This window comes from Micromonospora sp. LHW51205 (assembly GCF_003315815.1).
Classification (GTDB): domain Bacteria; phylum Actinomycetota; class Actinomycetes; order Mycobacteriales; family Micromonosporaceae; genus Micromonospora; species Micromonospora chalcea.
Genome location: NZ_QMEZ01000001.1, coordinates 1,094,603 through 1,114,696, shown reverse-complemented (window position 1 = coordinate 1,114,696; position 20,094 = coordinate 1,094,603). Strand labels below are relative to the sequence as shown.

Here is a 20,094-nt window from a genome sequence, read left to right as displayed (position 1 = left end):
GGCGTCGATGAGCGGAACGGTGAAGGCGGCACTGGTCTACCCCCCGCTGACCGACCCCACCTCGGGGTACCACTCCCTGAACTACCTCGACTCGTACGCCCGGGCACAGGGGCACCGGCCGGCGGAGATCATCGACGCCAACATCGAGGCGTTCCACCACTCGTACACGCCGTCGGCGTACGAGTGGCTGCGACGGGAGCTGTCCCGGTCCTCGACCGACGACCTCAGCGGCCCGGACGCGCTGATGGCCCGGGCGAACCACCTCGGCCTGCCCGACCCCGATCCGGAGCGGCTGCGCCGGTCGATCGGGGTGTTGCAGGATCCGAACCTGTTCTACGACTACCGGCACTACCAGGACGCGGTCGAAGGCGTGATCTCCTGGATGGACGCGCTCGGCGCGGTCGGGTTCCCCGGCCAGTTCCGCGCCGGCTTCCGGCTGCAGCCACCGCCGATGATCTCGATCGGCTCGGTGGCCGCGCTCACCGACGAGGCGCTGCTCGGCCGGCTCAACAAGCCCTTCCAGCCGTACTACGAGGACGTGCTGATCCCGCGGCTGGCCGCCGGTGGCCACCAGGTGATCGGGATCAGCGCCACCTATCAGTGGCAGCTTCCGTTCGCGCTCTGGATCGCCCGGCTCGTCCGCCGGGCCTGCCCGGACGTCTTCCTCGTCGCGGGCGGCACGGAGATCTCCGACGTCTGGAAGTGCGCCAGCAGACCCGAGTACGTCTTCCAGGTGCTCGCCGACTTCGACGCGATCGTGGTCGGGGAGGGGGAGAGCGCGTACACGGAGATCCTGGACGCGGTGGCGACCGGCACCCTGCCGGCCGGGCACCCCAACGTCCGCCTGCACCCCAAGTACGGCCGCCAGCGCCAGCTGCCCCTGCGCTACGAGCGTCTGGCGCAGGTGCCGGTCCCGGACTTCTCCGGTCTGCCCTGGGACCTCTACCTCAGCCCGGAACGGTTCGTCTACTACTCGCCGACCCGCGGCTGCTACTGGAACAAGTGCACGTTCTGCGACTACGGCCTGAACACCGACGGCCCGACGAGCCCGTGGCGGCAGGACACGGTCGGCAAGATGATCACGGACGTCACCGAGCTGTCGAAGTTCGCCAAGTTCATCTACTTCTCCGTGGACGTGCTCGCTCCCGCGACCATCCTGCGCTTCGCCGAGCAGGTCGTGGAGCGCGGGCTCGACTTCCGCTGGGGCGCCGAGATCCGGCTGGAGAAGTACTGGTCGGACGAGCGCTGCGAGCTGCTGCGGCGCAGCGGATGCGTGGCCGTGTCGGTCGGTTTCGAGTCCGGCAACCAGCGCATCCTCGACCTGATCGACAAGGGCACCAGACCGGAGCAGGTACGGCGCACCATGACCGCGATGACGAAGGCCAACATCGGCGTGCAGATGATGGGCTTCACCGGCTTTCCCACCGAGACCCGCGAGGAGGCGCTGGACAGCATCGCGTTCCTGCGCGACAACCCCGACCTGTGGACCCTCGGCGGGCTCGGCGACTTCATGCTGACCCCGGGCGCCATCGTCGCCAAGGAGCCGGACCGGTTCGGCATCACGAACGTGCGGCCGGTGGAGGGTTCGGACATCGTCCGGATGCTCCGGTACGACGAGCCGGTGACCGAGGCGGCGCAGGCCGAGGTCGCCCGGGCCAAGGCCGACCTCAACCCGGGACACTTCCACCGTCCCTGGCTGGGCAGCACCGACACCCCGCACACGTTCTTCTACCACGACCGGTACGGCACCGCGGTACGTGGTGTGCTCGCCCACGACCGGGTGCGGCACGACACCGACGACCGGACCGAGTTCCTCGCCAACGGCGCGTTCGTGGACCGCGACGACGAGCAGGTCTGGGACGCGTACCGGCGGATCCGGTCCGACGAGCAGGAGGGCGTCCCCGGCGACCTGCCGGCGAACCGGCACCTGTTCCGCCGCACCGACGGCCAGGTGTTCGCGCTCAACCGCAGCAGCCGTCTGTTCCTGGACCTGTTCAGCACGCCGCTCACGCTCGCCGAGGCGCAGCGTCGGCTCTGGATCGTCGAACCGGCGGTCGCCGACCGGGTCTGGCGCACGTTCATCGGGCAGCGGCTGATCCGCCGGCACCAGCTCCCGGCCCCGGCCCGGCCGACGCGGTGACCCGAGCGCCGGTCGGGCCGGCGCACCCCGACGAGTGGGATTTTGCACTCCCAGTGCACTTGTTTCCGGTTTCGCTGCTGCCTAGCGTCAGGCCATGGCTGACTCGTGGACGTTCGCTGTGGCCCGTGACGACCTCTCCCGCACCACACTCGCCGACGGCGCGGTGCCCGCCCTCGCCGACGGGGAGGCGCTGCTGCGCGTGGACCGGGTCGGCCTGACCGCCAACAACGTCACCTATGCGGTGCTCGGCGAGGCGATGCGCTACTGGGAGTTCTTCCCGCCCGAGCCGCGCGGGCTCGACCAGCGGTGGGGACTGCCGCCGCTGTGGGGCTTCGCCGAGGTGGTTGCATCCACAGTGTCAGGAGTCGAGCCGGGCGTGCGGATCTACGGCTACCTGCCGCCCGCCGGCCACCTGGTGGTACGCCCGGAGCGGGTGGACGGGACCGGCTTCCGGGACGCCAGCCCGCACCGGGCCGGGCTGCCCTCGCCGTACAACTCCTACCGGTCGACCACCGGCGACCCCGCGTACCGGGCGGAGCAGGAGGACCTGCTGATCCTGTTCCGGCCGCTGTTCTTCACCTCGTTCATGCTCGCCGACCAGGTCGTCGACAACGACTGGTACGGCGCGGAATCGCTGGTGCTGTCGTCGGCGTCGAGCAAGACGGCGTACGCCGCCGCGTTCGAGCTGCACGGCCGCGGCCATCGCCTGATCGGGCTCACCTCACCCGGCAACCTCGCCTTCACCAGGTCGCTCGGCTGCTACGACGATGTCCTCGCGTACGACGACATCGCGGCGCTCGACGTCGTGCCGACGGTCTACCTCGACCTGTCCGGCGCGCCCGCGCACCGGGCCGCCCTGCGGGCCCACCTCGGCGACCGGCTCGTCCGGGACATCGCCGTCGGCCTGACCCGGCAGACGCCGAACGCCGACGCCGCCGAGGAGGTCTTCTTCGCGCCGGTGCAGATGCGCAAGCGCAGCCGGGACTGGGGCCGCGACGGCCTCGACGCCCGGTTCGCCGACGCCTGGCAGCGGTTCTCGCAGGTGGTGAGCGGATGGCTCGACGTGCGGGCCGGCGCCGGTCCGGAGGCGCTGCGGGACGCCTGGCTCGACGTCCTCGCCGGCCGTACGCCGCCCCGGGTGGGCCACGTCGTGCAGCTCTGAGAGCGTCAGCGGTCGAGGTAGGCGGACAGGCCGCCGAGCTCCTCGTTGGCGATGAAGACCGAACGGACGTTGATGACGGCTTCCTCGACGTGCACCGGGCAGCCCCACGCCGAGTCGCCCCACGAGTCGGCGACCTTGATCTCGGCGGGCGCGGCGCAGCCGTCGCTGCCGCCGAGCTGACACCGCTCGGGGCGGGGAGTGGCGGCCTGCGCGGCGGCGGCGGCGCGCAGCCGGGCGGTGAGTTCCGCCGCCGCGGCGGCGCGCTGTTCCGCCTCGGCCCGTAGCTCCCGCTCCGCCCGCACCACCCGGGCCAACTCGTCGTGGGCGGCTCGCGCACGGGCGTCCGCTTCGGACTTCGCCTGTTCGATGTGGTGACGTTCGATGGCCAGGGCGGCGGTGCCGGTGAAGACCCGGGCGAGGGCCAGATCGGTGTCCCGCGGGACGCGCGGGGTGCGGTGGTACATGGCGAACGTGCCGAGCAGGCTGCCGTCGCGGGCCAGGATCGGCGTGGACCAGCAGGCGGCGAGTCCGGCCCGCTCGGCCAGATCGCGGAAGTCGGCCCAGAACGGGTCGGTGGCGATGTCGGTGACGACGACCGGCTCCCGCCGGTGCGCGGCGGTGCCGCACGATCCGACGCCCTCACCGGTGGCGATCCCGTCGATGGCCTCGTTGTAGAAGTCGGGCAGGCTGGGCGCGGCGCCGTGGCGCAGGTGCCGGCCGTCGGCGTCGGCGAGCAGGACGGAGACGAGCACCTCCTGCGGCGCGAGGTTCTCGATGCAGCGGGCCATCCCGTCGAGCACCTCGGTCAGGGGCGCCTGCCGGGCGATCTGCTCCAGCATGGCGCGGTGCTCGGCCATCAGCCTTTGCGCGTGCTTGACCTGCGTGGTCTCCACCCCGATCACGCGGATCCCGGTCACCGTGCCGGCGGGGTCGCGGCGCGCCTCGTAGGTGAAGTCGAAGAACGCCTCCCGCGCGTGCGAGCCGGTGCCCAGCATGATCCGGGCGTCGTGACCGGTGTAGGACTCGCCCGTCCGGTAGACCTCGTCCAGCAGGGCGATGAAGCCCTGGCCGTCCAGTTCCGGCATCAACTCGGCGAGCGGAACTCCGGTACGTGCGCGTTCCTCACCGATGGCGGCGAAGAATGCCGGATTCGCCGCCTCCACCACGTGCGTCGGCCCGGCGAGCGCCGCGAAGACGGCGATGGACTTGCCGAACAGCGTCCGCAGGTCCTCGTCCGCCGGCCTGGGCAGGTCCTGGCCTGGTAGCGCCGTCATGCCTGGTCTTCCTCCCACGCCCGCTTCGTCGACCGTCGCAAGATTACGGGTCAGTGACCGACGTTCACATCTTGGCATCGACGTCCGCCTCCGTTACCGTCGTGGGAACGCTCCCACGAACTTAGATACGTCGATGTGATCAGGAGGAAACACGTCGTGGCTATCCTCTCCGCCCGCCGCAGGTCAGCGGCCATCAGCGTGGCGGCCGTAGCGGGTCTCGCCGCCGCCGGCGTCGGCCTCGCCGTCGGCGGCGCGTCCGCCGGCACCGTGTCCGGATCGCTCTACCGCGACCCGTCCTCGGCAGTCGTCCGCTGGGTCGCCGCCAACCCGGGCGACTCCCGCGCCGCCGTCATCCGCGACAAGATCGCCAGCCAGCCGCAGGCCCGCTGGTACGCCAACTTCAACCCGTCGACCATCCAGTCCGAGGTCTCCAGCTTCATCGGCGCCGCCAACGCGGCGCAGCAGATCCCGGTGCTGTCGGTGTACGAGATCACCAACCGCGACTGCGGCGGCGCCAGCGCCGGTGGCGCGCCGGACCTCAACCAGTACCAGACCTGGGTGTCCAACTTCGCCCGCGGGCTCGGCAACCAGACGGTCCTGATCATCCTGGAGACCGACTCGCTGGCCCTGCAGACCTGCCTGAGCGCCAGCGAGCTGAACGCCCGCAACCAGGCGCTCACCACGGCGACCCAGACCATCAAGTCGGGCAACCCCAACGCCAAGGTGTACCTCGACGGCGGCCACTCCACCTGGAACAGCGCGAACGACACGGCCAACCGGCTCCGTGCGGCCGGCGTGCAGTACGCCGACGGCTTCTTCACCAACGTGTCGAACTTCAACCCCACGTCCAGCGAGGCGAACTTCGGCCGGGCCGTCATCTCCGCCCTCAACGGCATGGGCATCTCCGGCAAGCGGCAGGTCATCGACACCAGCCGCAACGGCGGAGCGGCCGGGGACTGGTGCGCCGACGACAACACCGACCGGCGCATCGGGCAGTACCCCACGACGAACACCGGCGACGCCAACATCGATGCGTACCTCTGGGTGAAGCCGCCGGGTGAGGCGGACGGCTGCCGCTACACGGCCGGTTCGTTCCAGCCGGACCTGGCCTTCAGCCTGGCCAACGGCGCGCCCAACCCGCCCACCACCGCGCCGCCGACGACCAACCCGCCGACCACTGCTCCGCCCACCACCGCGCCGCCGACGACCGCCCCGCCGACCACGGCGCCCCCGACCACGCCGCCGCCGGCCGGTAACGGCTGCTCCGCCTCGGTCGCGATCAACCAGTGGAACGGCGGCTTCACCGCGAGCGTGAACGTCACCGCCGGCTCGGCGAGCATCAACGGCTGGACCGTGACCGTCGCGCTGCCCGGCGGCGCGGCGATCACCGGCACCTGGAACGCCCAGGCCAGCGGCACCAGCGGCACCGTCCGGTTCACGAACGTCGGCTACAACGGCCAGGTCGGCGCCGGGCAGACGACCAACTTCGGCTTCCAGGGCACCGGCACCGGTCAGGGCGCGACGGCCACCTGCGCCGCCTGACCCGCACGACACCTGCGGGCCCGGCACGGAGGAACACTCCTCCGCGCCGGGCCCGTCCCCGTGCTCCTGGTCGACGCGGCTCGCCCAGGCGGCCGGCGAGGGTTAGGCTGTCGATGCGGGGTATCGACGGCTGATCGCCGACCCCCTGCCCTTCCCACGGTTTCCCAGCCGCGACGACTGAGTCGAGTGCTGCCGTGCAGATTCCCTTGGAGCACGACGTGCCCGACAAGACGTTCGCCCTGAACCCCTTCAGCATCGAGGGGGGCAAGGCCACCGACGAGGAGCGCAGTCCGGCCGCGGACATCAGCGCCGCCTCCATGACCCGCCTGCGCAGCCCGTTCGCCGCGGAGGAGCCCGCCCGCGAGCGGGCCGGTGAGCGCACGCGGCGCTGACGCCGAGAGTCACGGCTGCGCGTGGCGCCGCGCTCTCCTCAGGTTGAGGGCCAGCTCCTCACGGTTCTGGTGCGCGTGCCGGATCCACGCGGGCTGACCCGGGCCGGTGCGCCACGACTCGCTCAGCGGGCTGTTGTCCACGGTGTCGAAGCCGAACTGGTCGTACAGCCGCGTCACCAGAGCAACCGCCTCCGGGAAGTTGCTGGAGACGGAGAGCGCCAGCCGGTCAGGGGCGCCGGCAGGCCGGGCGGAGGTGAGCAGGCGGGGCGCCTGGATGTGGGTGAACGCCTTGGCGACCTTCGACGTGGGGAGCTGCTCCTGACGCAGTTCGTGGACCGTCTTCTCACCCGAGTCGAGGACCGGGATGTGCCCGTCACGCCAGACCATGTAGTTGTTCGTGTCCAGGACGATCTTGCCCGCGAGTTCCTCGGCCGGCATGTCGTTGACGACCTTCAGAGGTACGGCGACGACGGCGAAGTCGCCCGCCGCCGCGGCCTCCCTGGCGTACGCCGCCCGCGCCGACGGACCCAGCTCGGTGACGAGGGCCGCCAACGTCTCGGGCCCGCGCGAGTTGGCGATGACGACCGAGTACCCGGCCGCGATCGCCGCCCGTGCGATCTGGCTGCCGACCTCGCCCGCGCCGATGATGCCGATGGTTGTCATGGGTTCCCCTCCCGGCTGTCGGCTGCGGCTACCAGTTCAGGTGCCCGAACTCGTCCTGGAGCGTCCCGGTCGGGCCGTCCGTGGGCAGCGTCGCCAGACGTACGACGATCCGGGCGCTCTCGGCCGGTGACCTGCCACCGCCGAGCGCGGCGGTCATGTCGGTGGCGGTGAAGCCCGGCTCGACCGCGTTGAACTTGATGCCCGGCTGGGACCGGGCGTACTTGACGGTGATCATGGTGGCGGCAGCCTTGGACGCCGAGTAGAGCGGGAACCCCAGATCGAACTCCGGCCGGTCCGGGTTGTTCGTCGCCCAGAAGGAGCCCGCGCTGCTCGACACCGTGACCACGGTGGGGTTGGCGGATCTGCGCAGCAGGGGCAGTGCCGCCTCGGTGACCCGGATGATCCCGACCACGTTGGTGTCGAACACCCGCAGCGCGGTGGGTCCGTCGACGGGGCCGCTCTCGACGATGCCCGCGTTGTTGACCAGGACGTCGAGCCGGCCGTGGGCCGCGTCGATGGTCGACAGGGCCTCGGTCACCGAGGCGTCGTCGGTCACGTCCAGGTGCAGGAACCGCGCGCCGAGCGTCGCTGCCGCCTCCTCGCCCTTGCGCTTGTCGCGCGCCCCGACGTAGACGATGTGCCCCAGGTCCCGAAGCTGCCCGGCGGTCGCGAAACCGATGCCCTTGTTCGCGCCGGTGATCAACGTGACGGTCATGCGTCTCCCTCGGTCTTTTGTACTGATCGGTTGTGACGTCACCGTAGCAAGGTTCTGTACCGATCGGTTGGTGCGCTGCGTCACTTCTGTACCGAGCGGTAGAGTAGGTGCATGGGCACTTCGACACCGGGACGGCCGCGAGCCTTCGACGAGCAGACGGTCCTCGACCGGGCCGCCGAGGTCTTCTGGCGGCACGGTTACGAAGGCGCGTCGCTCAGCTCCCTCACCAGCGCCATGGGCATCAACCGGCCGAGCCTGTACGCCACCTTCGGCAGCAAGGAGGAGCTGTTCCGGCGTGCCTTCGCCCGCTACCACGAGACCAACCTGGCCAACGCCCGCGCCGCACTAGAACAACCCACCGCGTACGCCGCCGTGGAGAGCTTCCTGCGCACCAGCGCCGACGCGCTCACCGCCGACGACCACCCCGCCGGCTGCCTCTCCATCCAGGGAGGGCTCTCCTGTTCCCCGGAGAACACCCGCATCTCCGAGATGCTGGCCGCCGGCCGGGCCGCCACCGAGACAGCTCTGGAGGAACGGCTGTCCCGCGCGGCGAAGGAAGGCGACCTCCCGGAAGGCGTCGACAGCCGGGCGCTCGCCCGGTTCGTGATGGCGCTCAGCGAGGGCCACGCCGTGCACGCCGCAGCCGGCGCGAGCCGCGAAGACCTCCAGGCCTCGGTCGACGTCGCGCTGCGGGTGCTCAACCTCGTACCCGGCCCGGCGACCCCCGCCTGATCTCAGGAGAACCGATGCGGGAGGACGAACTGCGGGGCCTGGTGCGGCGCAGCCCTTGGCTGATCCGGGCGCTGGGCGTCGTTCGGGACTGCGGCCTCCCGGACGCCTGGATCGGCGCGGGCGTCATCCGCGACCTCGTTTGGGGCGAGCGGTACGGCCACGGGTTCGACCCCTCGTCGGTGCGCGACGTCGACGTGGTCTTCCTCGACCCGGCGGACCTGAGTCGTGACAACGACGACCGGGCCACCCGGCGACTGGTGGCGGGATGGTCGGATCCGCCGTGGGAGGCGAAGAACCAGGCCGCCGTGCACACCTGGTATCCCGCCAAGTTCGGCGGTGGCCCGGTGAACCCGCTGCGCACCGTCGCCGACGCGGTCGCCACCTGGCCCGAGTACGCCACCGCCGTGGCCGTACGCCTCGACACGTACGACGAGATCGCGGTGTGTGCGCCGCACGGCCTCGACGACCTGCTCGACGGCGTGTGGCGACGCAACCCGACCAGGGTCAGCCCGGAGGTCTCCCGGCAACGACTGGCCCGTCACCGCCCCGCCGAACGCTGGCCCGGCGTCCGCGTCGTGACCTGAGCCGGTGCTCGCCCGGCTCAGCGCGGGCCCAGCCCGGTTCGCCCGTCGATGAGTTCGCGCACGACATCCAGGTGGCCGGCATGTCGGGCGGTCTCCTCGATGACGTGCAGAACAATCCGACGCAGGTCAATGGTCTGCGACGCCAGCGGCTCCTCCGGGTGCCGGCCGATTGGTTCCGCCGTCAACGGCGCCGCGGCGATGATCGCGTCGGAGATCCGGCACTGGTCGCGATAGAAGTCGAAGACCTGGTCCGGCGATCGAGACGTGCGCAGCGGTGTGTTCTCGTCCGGCCAGGGCAGTGGCTCCACCGAACCGCGAAAGACCTCCTGGAACCAGTGGCGCTCCGCGTGACCGAGGTGCTCCACCAAGCCGAGCGGCGACCATCCGGAGGGCAGGACAGACGTCCGCAGCGCGGTCGGGTCCAGATCAGCCAGGATGGCTCGGACGCTGGCGCGCTGGTGTTCGAGGAATTCGCACAGCGCGGCCTTCTCTGCATCGATCTTCGTCACGCCGGCAGGCTAGCGACCGACGCCGACACTTCCGGGGGGTTGTGATCTCCGATGAGGTGCGCGGTGGGCTCAGCCGCCGGCGCGGCCCGCACGTGCCTGCTGGGGCGCGCGCCGCTGACCCTGAGGGCGGTCGACCAGAAAATCTAGGTCGGAACGCCTAGACATTCTCGGGGATGTGGAATAATCTTCCTCGAGTCGAGAGAGAAGATCCGTCAAGACGCAGACGGGACCGCCCGGCCGTGAGGTCACGACGGACGGTGAGAAGCGGAATTCGTTCCGCGTAGAACGGCAGTAGGAGCACGTCAGCCCCAACGCGTGATGCGCGATGGGGCACGCAGGTGGGGCCAAGGCTTGCTCAGGGCTCCAGCTGATGTTCGCCGCACGTGTCGGGGCCATGAAGTCGCGTGGGCTCCGGCGCCGGCGGACCGTACGACCGCAAGGGTAAGAAGTAGCAGAGGAAAGGGAGGGCCGTACACCGTTGGATCGCCCGCCAGCAGCTGTCATTCCAGGCTCGGCGGACACCGCAGTTTCCATCGAACGAGAGGTGGTCTCCGGTCACGCATATGCGATCCTCGCACCCGAAGCCTTCGATGGCTGGTGCGGATACGACAAGCCGACTTTCCTGTCGGTAGATGGTGTTCTGACCCGTTAACCCTGGGCCCCGGCGCTTATGCGCCGGGGCCCTCGATGTGGAGGTGACATGGGGCGAAACCCCGATGACATGTTCGGCGACGAGAACACTCCGGCCTACACCATCGGTCAGGCCGCAGAGATGCTCGGCACCACGCAGGACTTCCTGCGCCGCCTGGACGAGGCGAAACTGATCAACCCGCACCGCTCTGCCGGCGGGCACCGCCGCTACTCCCGCTACCAGTTGCGCCTGGCCGCCCGGGCCCGCGAGATGGTGGATCAGGGCACGGCGCTGGAAGCCGCCTGTCGGATCATCATCCTGGAAGACCAGCTCGAGGAAGCCCTGCGGCAGAACGAGAAGCAGTAGCGTGGGCCACGGCGGCAGACTGGCCGGCCCGCTCCCGGCTCGGTCCTGGTAGCACGTACTCCTGCTTGCGCGCCTCTTCGTATCCCGGCCATCGGCCGGGATGTTGCTGTTCGTAACCGGCGGTCGAGGCGGCTGTCGGCCGCCGGTGGCCGAGCACGGCGTGGATCCGGGCGCGCCTCCGCAGGGAAGCAAGCTCAGTGACTCCGGTCCTGCGAGGCTGATCCTGGCCGACGGCGCCTGCATCTCCGGCATGGCTTCCCTCAGCACCAACCAGCGCGGAGGACTCAACGGCTGTTCCGTCCAGACGAGATCACGGCAGACCTTCGCAACGCAGACCAGGGGCTGCAATTGGAGTTGCCCTACGACCGGGTGGGGACAGTCGCCGTCACCCGCATACGCAAGCTACTCGCCACGCAGGTATTGATGTCGCGTTCGGAGCCACTGAACCAGCGCCGTCGGCCGGACCCCGAACCGGCACCTCGCGCCCGGTGCTGAAGATCAGCAGACCACGCCCTCTCGGTCCTCGGAGTGCCCGGTACCACCACCTGCTCGACCGCGACGATGCTCTCTTCAGAGCGCGTCGGCGCGACCGTAGAACCCGCTCGATCATCCTGTCGATCCGTCCACTTCTTCGAGCGGTGCAACTTTCCGGGTGGGCGGTTCCGTTCTACCTCCGTCACGAGGAGGCAGCGCACTTGATAGCCGAAGACGAGCAAGCATTCCGCGAGTTCGTGACGTCAGAAATGGCGTCACTGCGCAAGCTGGCGTACGTGACCTGCGGCGACTGGCACGCGGCGGAGGACGCCGTGGCCAATGCTCTGGTCAAGCTCTATCCCCGCTGGCGGAAGCTGGACCGGCCCGATCTCTACGTCAAGACCATGGTCTACCGGGCCGCGGTCGACGAGACCCGTCGGCCGTGGCGGCGCGAGCGGTCGGCCGGTGACGCCATGCCGGACATCGCGCTGCGCGACCCCGCCGGTGCGAGCGACGAGCGGATGCGCCTGCGGGCGGCGCTCGACTCGGTGCCACCCCGGCAGCGAGCCGCGGTCGTGCTCCGGCACTACCTGGATCTGAGCCTGGAGGACACCGCCAGCGTCCTGAACTGCACGGTGGGCACGGCCAAGAGTCAGGTGTCCCGTGGCCTGGCGAAGCTGCGCGAGTCACTCGGCGGCGACCGTACCGATCTCAACGGACCATCGATAAAGGAGTGGACCCATGCGGTTGCATGATCTCGTGGACGCGGTAACGGGCGATGAGCCGCCGATGTCCCGCACCGTCGACGACATCATCACGGCAGGGCGGCGGGCGCAGCGTCGCCGTCGGGCCGGATTCGCGTCAGCCGGCGCGGCGGGCCTCGTCGTGGCCGTGGTCGCCGGTGCGTTCGTGGTACCGGCCCTGGGTGCGCAGCAGAGCCCCCCGGCCGCGCCGTTCGCGGCCGGGGCGGCGGCGTCCGAGCCGGCCGGGGCCGAGTGGCCCGACGCCGCGTCGTTCACCTTCACCTTCACCGGGTACGACGCCGGCACGCTGCATGTGCAGGACCCGATCGTCGCGTCCACCGCGTACCAGATCGCTCCCGTCTACTCCGACGGTCACACCTCGAACGACAAGCCCATGACCGCCCAGGAGGTGGAGGAGCAGGGCGACGCATTCGAGCAAAACAGGAAGAAGGCTGCCGCCGGGAAGCCGTCCCTCTGGGCGTACCTGACCGTCTACCGGCCCGGTGCCTTCGACCCGGCCGGGATCAAGGACGGCGCGAACGTCACCGTGGCCGGGCGCAGGGCCGTGCAGGCGACGCTGCCGGTCGGCCTTGACCCGCAACGCCCGGTGGATGGCGGCAACAAGCTCTTCGCCTGGGAGTACGCCGACAACGCCTGGGCGGCTGTCACGTCGTACTCCGGCGACAAGGCCACGCCGAGCTTCGAGGAGCTGGGCGGCCTGGTCGAAGGCCTGAAGCCCAGCAGGCCGACGCCGGCCCTGGTGCCCTTCACGGTGGGCTACCTGCCGGACGGTTACGTGCCGTTGCAGATCGGCACTCACGCCACGGCGGGCCTCGGCGGCATCGCCTCGGCCCGCGGCGGCGACTACGGCGGCGCGACGTACACCAGGTCCGCCGCGCCCACCACCGGGCTGACCGCACCGTACGAGGCGAGCGAGGGTGGCATCAAAGACGGGTTCCACATCTCGGTCATCCCGAGCAGCAGCGCGAACCAGACGCCGGAGCCCGGTGTGACGAAGTGCTACGACGTACCCGACCGGCCCGGGTGGGACGGCCCGCAGGTCGACATCTGGTGCCAGTTCCGGAGCGCCGACGGCGCAGTCGTAGTCGAGGTCAGCCCCGATAGTGCCGGTAACACGCTGCCGCGGGTCGAGCTGGAGAAGATCGCCAAGGGGATCACGGTCGCCGACGTCGAGGACGAGTCGACCTGGACTCCGGCCGCGACCGCCCTGCGGCCATGACGGCCGGCGCCGGCACCACGACGGTGCTGTTCCGCAGGGCCGCTTCAGCGGCTCCTGCCGCGAAGAATGAAGGCTTGGGATGAAACGGAGAGCAAAGGCCGGTCTGATTGCCACGGCAACAGCGGCTCTGTGCGTACAGGTGGTGCCTCTCGCCGAGGCGAACACCGCGCCGAAGTCCGACGCGGTGCCGGTCGGACTGGCGGAGTTCTACGCGCAGCGTCCTGCGTGGGGACCCTGCCCCCGCCCGCCGGTGCCACCGAGGCGGTCACCGGATGCTTCGGCGTCCGCGCTTCCCCGTGCCGGGAGCGCGTCCCCGGCGGTGGAATGCACGACTGTGCGGGTGCCGTTGGACTACCGGCGACCGGACGGTCCCCGGGAGACCGTCGAGCTCTCCCGGCGCCTGGCGAGCGATCAGCCGAACCGGCTCGGCGTACTGGTCGAGGTCCCCGGCGGGCCGGGCGGGCAGGGAATCTACGCGCCGGAGGACCCGGCGTACGAGGCGCTGTCAACGCGGTACGACATCATCGGGTACAACCCGCGCGGTGTCGGGCAGTCGCAGCCTCTGCTGTGCGAGGGCACGAGCGTGCAGGTGTCCGGTAGGACGCGCTTCACCGACGCGCAGATGCGGGCGTACACCGAGGAGTTCCGCAGGCGTGATCAGCAATGCGAACGCGCGGACGGTGCCCGGCGTCCCTACTTCACCACCGCCAACAACGCCAGAGATCTCGACATCGTCCGCGCGGTCCTGGGTGAGCGTCAGCTGAACCTGATGGGGAAGTCCTACGGCACGTACGTGACGGCCGTCTACGGCACGCTTTTTCCGAAGCGACTGAACCGCAACGTCCTGGACTCCGCGATCCACCCGCAATGGATATGGCGGGAGGCGTGGAAGCAACAGGCAATCGCCCAACGTAGGACCGCCGACGCCTGGATGACGTGGGTGGCCGAGCGCAACGGAATCTACGGGCTGGGAACCACCCGGTCGCAGGTGCGCACCACGATCGAACGGACCCGGGCGAAGCTGGAGCAACGCCCGATCGACCAGGGTGATTTCGTGTACGACGGCACCGAGTTCGACGGCCTCGTCGGGGCCACCAACGAGGTGGCGTACTGGGACTTCTTCGCAGCGACGGCGAGCCGGCTGCGTCAGCAGGTCGAGACACCCTCGGACGTGCCGGGTGACCTGGGCCGGGCGTTGGCTCTTCAGCAAGAGATCCAGGCCGACCCGCCGCCGACCAGCAATGGCGTCTGGGAGGCAGTCAACTGCGAGGCCGAATGGCCCGCCGACCTCAAGGTGTACTACGCGGACATGCGCTACTTCTCCGAGCACTTCCCCTACGGCTGGGGTGCTTCGGCGGTTTCTCCGCGTGAGTGCACCTTCGGCTCGGTGGAGCGGGTCGAGCCGCTGGTGAAGCTGCGCCGCAGCGGCTACCCGACAGGGCTGGTCGTGCAGGAGGAGTTCGACCCGCAGACGCCGTACGAGGGCGGTCGGGCGATGGCGGACCTGCTCGGGCACCGGCTCCTCAGCGTTCCGCGCGATGGCTACCACGTCGTCCACGGCACCAACGCCTGCGTCGACGCCGCCATCGACGACTACCTGCTGAACGGAAAGCTGCCGAAACGGGGAGCGGAGTGCGAGGGAACGCCGGTCCCCGAGGTTCCGACGGATGGTTCGGCGCGGGTGGGTGAGGGCGACCGCCCGTCCCTCGACGAGCAGACGACTCTCTTGTCTGGCCGGATCCCTCGTCCGCTTCAGGCTGGTGGTCGTGCGCCCTCCTGATGTCGACGCGTGAGGGCTTGACATCCGCGCCGTTCTGGCCGAACGCCTCCGCAGTTCCGTGGTACGTCACGGCTGGCCAGGTGGTGGATCTGTTCCACGGCGCGCAGACCCGCGGGCACGGCGACCTGAAGGTCGCCGTGCCCAGCGCACTTTGCGCCCGCGCCACGGTAGATACCGCCGGAGTACGCGCGCTGGTTGATCACCTTGAGGTGGTGTGGGCCCGCTGTTCCCGCCCGTGCGTAACGTCGGCCCGGCCGAGGATCTGGCCGGTGACGGTGTCCCGGGCCTCGAGTCCGATGCGGTAACCGCCATCGGCCAGGCTGCCGGTCGCGCAGCCAGCCCGGCCGGTCGCGGGACAACCCAACGGGCCGGGCATTTCGGCGATTGCACACTCCGATCTCTCGGTGTTGATGGGCGGACCGCGCGAGCAAGGAAAGAAACCATCGGCAAGCCATCCTCGCTCTCGCCTGGTGACGCGCGTTGACGTTGTCCGGGCACTCATCCGCGACCTTAAGAATTCACTCGACCGGCACCGGTGATCCGCGCCGCAGCCTGAACCAGGCTGCTCGCCGCCGACGCAACCCCATCCGCGCCAGCCGGCCCACCCTGCCCGCCGAGATCAATTGAAGTCACATGGAGACTGCTCAAGCGGATGCCAACCCGGGTCAACCGGTGCCGACGCGGGTCACCGCGACCGACCGCCGGTCGCAACCCGGGGTTCGTGTGCTCCGCGGGTGGTCCTGGGCTGGGCGAACGACGGTCCGAGGAACGTAGGTGAACGTGTGGGTACTGCGGGTGCAGGCTCAACGTTGCCGTGAGTCGGAAGCCGAGTCACCCTTCCTCGTAGTCGAGCAGTTCGCGGCGCCACTCCGCGAATCGGCTTAAGAGATCGTCCAGCGCTGGGCCGGTGACGCCGTACTGGGCGAAGTCGTCGGGATCGAGCTGGGTGGCTTGTGCGAGGGCGTCGGCGAAGATGCGCGGGTCGAACCCACGGTCGGCGCGCTGCGCGAGGGCGAGGAGGGCGTCGCGGGTGTAGCGGCCGGATCGGAGCGTGGCGTCGATGTCGATGAAGTCGCGGGCGAACGCTCGTCCGTAGAGGGCGCTCATCTTGTTCGCGACCGCGTCGTCGGGGTGGAGGACGGGTCCGATCGCCATGAGGATCGGTTCGTTGGCGCGCCAGTCCACGCCGAGTTCGACCTTGGAAACCCGCGCGCCATCGGTGACTGTGAGCCGGGCGAAGGTGTCGTACTGCCGCTCGGTCTCGACGGTGAGGCCGTCGTCTCGGTAGGCGTGTACGACGGCGGCGACTGCGGCGGTGAATTCGTCGCGGCGGTCCCAGGCGGTGAACAGGTCGACGTCCTCGCTGGGCCGCTCCAGGAGCCCAGCGGCCTGGACCGCGTAACCGCCGGCCAGCGCGAAGCCGTATCGGTCGGCCGCCGCGAGCCCGGTACGGGCGAGGCGTTCGTGGAAGGGGTCCACCGCTATGCCGCGTTGCTGCGTGTGGCGGCGAGTTCGGGGAAGGCGTCCTCCCAGCGTTGGCGGAGCTGGGATGGCAGCCAGAGAGTGGGCCAGAGCCGCCGGAGGAGGTCGGCATCGAGCCAGGTGTGCAGGTCCTCGACGGTGCTGGCTTCGGTGAGCACCACCTTGTACATGCTGGCCAGGCGTGCGGGCCGGTTCAGGTCGTACTCGGCATGCCCGGACCAGTCGAGGTGACGCGGAAGCGTCACGGAGCCGTCGGTCGGGCCGTGCAGATCGGCGAGGGTTTCGGCCACCACGTAGGGCTTCCGGTCGCCGTAGGGCTGGTAGTCCGCTGGCGGCTGGGGTGACATCCTGCGCCGGCTGAGGTTCGTCGCCCGCCGGACTTCCGGTCGTAGCGCCTGACGGATCGTCTCCCGGCTGTACCCGGTGACGCGCTGCAGATCCACCGGCCGCCATCCGGCCGCGTGAAACGCCCGCAGCTGCTCGTCCCGCTCGGTCAGCGCGGCGGCCCGCGTCGCCTCATACCGGGAGACAACCGCCTGCAGCTCATCCTCGGAGAACCGGCCCATGGCCTTTAGCCTACCAGGCTAGGCCCAGCACGCTTGGCGTACGTCATTCTTCGGAAGCCGGCGGACCAGTCATGATGATCGCGAGGGGATGTACTCATGTTCTGGTGAAGCCGAGGGCCCGGTATCCGGGCATGCGGCGTGGGAGTGAGGCGGCGAGGATGGGAGTGGCCGGGTCGTGGTAGTCGTGGACCTCGGCGAGGTCCTTGCCGGGCGCGGCGCGGATGACGCGGCCGGCGCATTGGACGAGTAGGCCGTCGTAGGAGATCGGGCCGGCGAGGAAGAGGGTGTCGAGGGCGGGGGCGTCGAAGCCCTCACCGATGAACGGCGTGGTGCCGATGACGAGCAGGCCGGCCTTGGCGCCGTCGAGCCGGTCAACGACTGTCCGCCGTTCGCGGGTGCTCATCGCGCCTTGGAGCACAAGCGCCGGTCGTACGAGCGGAGGTCCATCGACCCGCGCAGCACCATCGCCTCCCGCAGCAGGACCGTGCCGACGGCCCGCGCGGTGGCCGCGGCAACAGCACCGGTGAAGAAGACCCACACGTGGGCACCACGGCCTGACTGGGAGACCTCCAACGCGGCCGGCACCGCGCTGGCTCGCGCCGCCTTCACGTACGCGAGGGCGTCGAGCATCGCCGTCGGCCCGTCGAAGTCGGCCACGACGAAGTGGCAGGTGTTGCCGGGCATCAGCGGGTATAGGCCCATGAACACGTCGCCGACCAGATGCGCCGCGACGACCTCCGTCGTGCGGGGCAGGTAGGTGGCACCGCGCCGGTCCATACCCTTACGCCAGCCACCGGCGACTGCGGGCATCCACCCGGCAGCGCCGGTACGGGCGTTGTCCCACCGCACGGCGTACACGTCGGCCCGGGCCCGGAACCGGTCGGCGAACAACGCCAGCTTGTCCCGAGTCGGCGAAGCCATGGTGACCAGCCCTGGCGGCTCAACCGGCGCGGACAACTGCTCCGGCGCCGCAGTCGTGTCCTGGCCGCGCAGCTCCAGCAGACGTCCCAGTCGGGCGTTCTCTGCCCGTAACCGCTCCACCTCCCGCCGAAGATCGACGAACTCGGCCACCGAACCCATGCCGACCATCCTCGCGCATCGGGCGTCGAACATCCCGGCACCGGTCCGTTATCCTCCGCCGATGGCATCGAAGGACAACGCCGCGCTGGAGGCGATGATCGAGGAAGCCACCGCCGACACGGACGGTCATGAGGACGAGCGCGCCGGCCTGTTCACCATGATCGAGGAGCATCTGGCGGTGCCGTTCACCACCACCGTCCTCGGCGTCGAGGCCACCGTACGGAAGGCCGAGCTGGCGGCGGACAACATCGTCGCGGTCTGCGCCCGAGGTCGCCACCGGCAGAGGATCGATCTCCTCGACCTGCCGTTGCTCACCCCCGCGCCGGACGGCGCCGCGTGGATCGACGCCTACCGGCACTGGGCCGGACGGTAGGCCACGGTGAGCGAGTACCAGTACTACGAGTTCACCGCCGTCGACCGGCCCCTCACCGGCCGGGAGCGGGCCGAGCTTCGGTCGCTGTCGACCCGGGCCGACATCACCGCCACCAGCTTCGTCAACACCTACGAGTGGGGCGACTTCAAGGGCGACCCGCGCACGCTGATGGAGCGGTACTTCGACGCGCACCTGTACCTGACGAACTGGGGCACCCGCCAGCTCATGCTGCGGCTACCGAAACACGTGCTCGACCCCGCCACCGTCTCCCAGTACTGCCAAGGGGACAGCGCATCCGCGTGGACCACCGGCAAGCACGTCATCATCGACCTGCACGACGAGGACGAGGACGGCACCGACGAGTGGGACCTCGACGGCCACGGCCTCCTCGCCTCCGTCATCCCGGTCCGGGCCCGCCTCGCCGCCGGCGACCTGCGCCTGCTGTACCTGGCCTGGCTGCGCTGCGTACAGTCCGCCGAGATCGCCGACGACGAGCCTGAACCGCCCGTCCCCGCCCGGCTGGGGACCCTCGACGCGTCCCTCACCGCCGTCGCCGAGTTCCTACGCATCGACCCCGACCTGATCGCGGCCGCGGCGGCCGGACCGCCGCCGGCCACCTCCGGCGAACCGACCGCTGCGCAACTACGCACCTGGGTCGTCGGGCTGCCCGCTCGGGACAAGGACGCCATCCTGACCGACCTGATCACCGGCGGCGACAGCCACCTGCGCAACCGACTGCTGCGCCGCTACCGCGACGCACACCGCACTGATACGCCCACCCCGGCAGCCGCCCGTACCGCCGGGGAACTGCTCTCCACCGCCGCGGGGTTGCGCGCCGAACGGGAACGACGGGACGCTGAGCAACGCGAACGCGACCGGATCCGCCGCGAACGGTCCGCCGCAGCAGCCCGGCAACGGCACCTCGACACCCTCGCAGTCGACCAACCCGCCGCCTGGCAGCGAGTCGACGAGCTCATCGCCACCAAGAAACCCCGCGAGTACGACACCGCCGTGCAACTCCTCATCGACCTGCGCGAACTCAGCGAACGCGACGGGGACAGTTCGTCGTTCCAGCACCGGCTGGCCGAGCTCCGGGCGGCGCATGCCCGCAAGCCCAGTTTGCTCGAACGCCTCAACCTCGCAGGCCTCGACACCTGACGCATGGTTCTTCGCTGACCGTCGCCAAGGTGTGGCAAGGATCGTGGAGGGCCGGTGCGGCGTGTCAGCGTGACGCCCCAGACAGTCGACGCCGGCCACTTCATCCTGCCCGCCAAGATCAACCAGAGTCACCTGGAGACTCCTCCAGCGGATGCCGACCGGGGTGGACCGGTGCCAACGAGGGTCACCATGGCCGACCGCCGGCCGCAAACCGGGGTTCGTGTGCTCAGGTGTGCTCCTGGGCTGGGAGAACGGCGGTCCGGGGAACGTGGGTGAACGGGGGCCACTCCCTGCCACCCCAGGTGAACCCCAGGTCGCTAGACTGTGCCCTCGCGCCCTCGTAGCTCAGGGGATAGAGCATCGGTTTCCTAAGACCGTCATCTATGCATGTCGGTAGGCCGACTGCCTGCGATTCAGCCGTTCATTACCTCTGTTTGTTGGTCGCATTGGATAGCTGCTGCGCTCCGTTGCTGGCGGTTACAGTAGCA

General features: G+C 70.0%; 20 protein-coding genes. 12 read left to right on the top strand and 8 right to left on the bottom strand.

Annotated elements, in window-relative coordinates:
- Positions 1–7 precede the first annotated feature (7 nt).
- Complete coding sequence (locus DQE82_RS05210; RefSeq protein ID WP_113972111.1) at positions 8–2,140, top strand: radical SAM protein; 2,133 nt, start codon at positions 8–10, stop codon at positions 2,138–2,140.
- A 94-nt stretch (positions 2,141–2,234) separates the two neighbouring features.
- A complete protein-coding gene (locus DQE82_RS05205) occupies positions 2,235–3,302 on the top strand; it encodes a DUF2855 family protein (RefSeq protein WP_113972110.1) in 1,068 nt (355 codons plus the stop codon).
- Positions 3,303–3,307: 5 nt separating this feature from the next.
- Here the strand turns inward: DQE82_RS05205 and DQE82_RS05200 are convergent, their stop codons facing one another.
- Entirely contained in the window at positions 3,308–4,576 is a 1,269-nt protein-coding gene (locus DQE82_RS05200; RefSeq protein ID WP_113972109.1) for a GAF domain-containing protein, read from the bottom strand.
- A 156-nt stretch (positions 4,577–4,732) separates the two neighbouring features.
- On the opposite strand from DQE82_RS05200, the gene DQE82_RS05195 reads away from it, so the two are divergent.
- Positions 4,733–6,118, top strand: coding sequence for a glycoside hydrolase family 6 protein (locus DQE82_RS05195; RefSeq protein ID WP_113972108.1), 1,386 nt, complete (start codon positions 4,733–4,735; stop codon positions 6,116–6,118).
- Between the two features lie 194 nt (positions 6,119–6,312).
- Positions 6,313–6,510, top strand: coding sequence for a hypothetical protein (locus DQE82_RS05190; protein WP_104115843.1), 198 nt, complete (start codon positions 6,313–6,315; stop codon positions 6,508–6,510).
- A gap of 9 nt (positions 6,511–6,519) precedes the next feature.
- Here DQE82_RS05190 and DQE82_RS05185 read toward each other — a convergent pair whose 3' ends face one another.
- Both DQE82_RS05185 and DQE82_RS05180 read right to left on the bottom strand, forming a co-directional pair.
- Positions 6,520–7,173: an NADPH-dependent F420 reductase gene (locus DQE82_RS05185; protein ID WP_113972107.1), complete on the bottom strand. Its 654-nt coding sequence runs from the start codon at positions 7,171–7,173 to the stop codon at positions 6,520–6,522.
- A 28-nt stretch (positions 7,174–7,201) separates the two neighbouring features.
- Positions 7,202–7,888, bottom strand: coding sequence for an SDR family NAD(P)-dependent oxidoreductase (locus DQE82_RS05180; protein ID WP_113972106.1), 687 nt, complete (start codon positions 7,886–7,888; stop codon positions 7,202–7,204).
- A gap of 111 nt (positions 7,889–7,999) precedes the next feature.
- On the opposite strand from DQE82_RS05180, the gene DQE82_RS05175 reads away from it, so the two are divergent.
- Positions 8,000–8,620: a TetR/AcrR family transcriptional regulator gene (locus DQE82_RS05175; RefSeq protein ID WP_113972105.1), complete on the top strand. Its 621-nt coding sequence runs from the start codon at positions 8,000–8,002 to the stop codon at positions 8,618–8,620.
- 14 nt (positions 8,621–8,634) lie between these two features.
- The gene (locus DQE82_RS05170) at positions 8,635–9,204 is read left to right on the top strand and encodes a nucleotidyltransferase family protein (protein ID WP_113972104.1); all 570 of its coding nucleotides are present in this window, start codon (positions 8,635–8,637) and stop codon (positions 9,202–9,204) included.
- A 17-nt stretch (positions 9,205–9,221) separates the two neighbouring features.
- On the opposite strand, the gene DQE82_RS05165 is transcribed toward DQE82_RS05170, so the two are convergent.
- On the bottom strand, positions 9,222–9,713 hold the full coding sequence (locus DQE82_RS05165; RefSeq protein WP_199495938.1) for a DinB family protein: 492 nt from the start codon (positions 9,711–9,713) through the stop codon (positions 9,222–9,224).
- A gap of 700 nt (positions 9,714–10,413) precedes the next feature.
- Between DQE82_RS05165 and DQE82_RS05160 the strand changes: the two genes are divergently transcribed.
- From DQE82_RS05160 to DQE82_RS05140, 4 genes are all read left to right on the top strand, one after another.
- Positions 10,414–10,710 carry a helix-turn-helix domain-containing protein gene (locus DQE82_RS05160; protein ID WP_043326983.1) on the top strand — a complete coding sequence of 99 codons (297 nt, stop codon included), beginning with the start codon at positions 10,414–10,416 and terminating at the stop codon, positions 10,708–10,710.
- A 695-nt stretch (positions 10,711–11,405) separates the two neighbouring features.
- Complete coding sequence (locus DQE82_RS05150; protein WP_043330679.1) at positions 11,406–11,939, top strand: SigE family RNA polymerase sigma factor; 534 nt, start codon at positions 11,406–11,408, stop codon at positions 11,937–11,939.
- Entirely contained in the window at positions 11,926–13,167 is a 1,242-nt protein-coding gene (locus DQE82_RS05145; protein ID WP_113972103.1) for a hypothetical protein, read from the top strand. The genes DQE82_RS05150 and DQE82_RS05145 overlap by 14 nt, the downstream gene beginning before the upstream one ends.
- A 340-nt stretch (positions 13,168–13,507) precedes the next feature.
- Positions 13,508–14,947: an alpha/beta hydrolase gene (locus DQE82_RS05140; RefSeq protein WP_158559964.1), complete on the top strand. Its 1,440-nt coding sequence runs from the start codon at positions 13,508–13,510 to the stop codon at positions 14,945–14,947.
- 831 nt (positions 14,948–15,778) lie between these two features.
- Here the strand turns inward: DQE82_RS05140 and DQE82_RS05130 are convergent.
- The 4 genes from DQE82_RS05130 to DQE82_RS05120 all read right to left on the bottom strand — a co-directional run bounded on the left by DQE82_RS05130 (position 15,779) and on the right by DQE82_RS05120 (position 18,075).
- On the bottom strand, positions 15,779–16,426 hold the full coding sequence (locus DQE82_RS05130) for a nucleotidyl transferase AbiEii/AbiGii toxin family protein (RefSeq protein ID WP_064448561.1): 648 nt from the start codon (positions 16,424–16,426) through the stop codon (positions 15,779–15,781).
- Positions 16,427–16,428: 2 nt separating this feature from the next.
- Entirely contained in the window at positions 16,429–16,995 is a 567-nt protein-coding gene (locus DQE82_RS05125; protein WP_064448560.1) for a hypothetical protein, read from the bottom strand.
- A 94-nt stretch (positions 16,996–17,089) separates the two neighbouring features.
- Entirely contained in the window at positions 17,090–17,398 is a 309-nt protein-coding gene (locus DQE82_RS31010) for a helicase (end) (RefSeq protein ID WP_082931159.1), read from the bottom strand.
- The gene (locus tag DQE82_RS05120; protein WP_231915650.1) at positions 17,395–18,075 is read right to left on the bottom strand and encodes a hypothetical protein; all 681 of its coding nucleotides are present in this window, start codon (positions 18,073–18,075) and stop codon (positions 17,395–17,397) included. Before DQE82_RS05120 ends, DQE82_RS31010 begins: the two co-directional genes overlap by 4 nt.
- A gap of 61 nt (positions 18,076–18,136) precedes the next feature.
- Between DQE82_RS05120 and DQE82_RS05115 the strand changes: the two genes are divergently transcribed.
- Complete coding sequence (locus DQE82_RS05115) at positions 18,137–18,448, top strand: hypothetical protein (protein WP_231915649.1); 312 nt, start codon at positions 18,137–18,139, stop codon at positions 18,446–18,448.
- Positions 18,449–18,454: 6 nt separating this feature from the next.
- Positions 18,455–19,606, top strand: coding sequence for a hypothetical protein (locus tag DQE82_RS05110; RefSeq protein WP_069087865.1), 1,152 nt, complete (start codon positions 18,455–18,457; stop codon positions 19,604–19,606).
- The last annotated feature ends 488 nt before the right edge of the window (positions 19,607–20,094 follow it).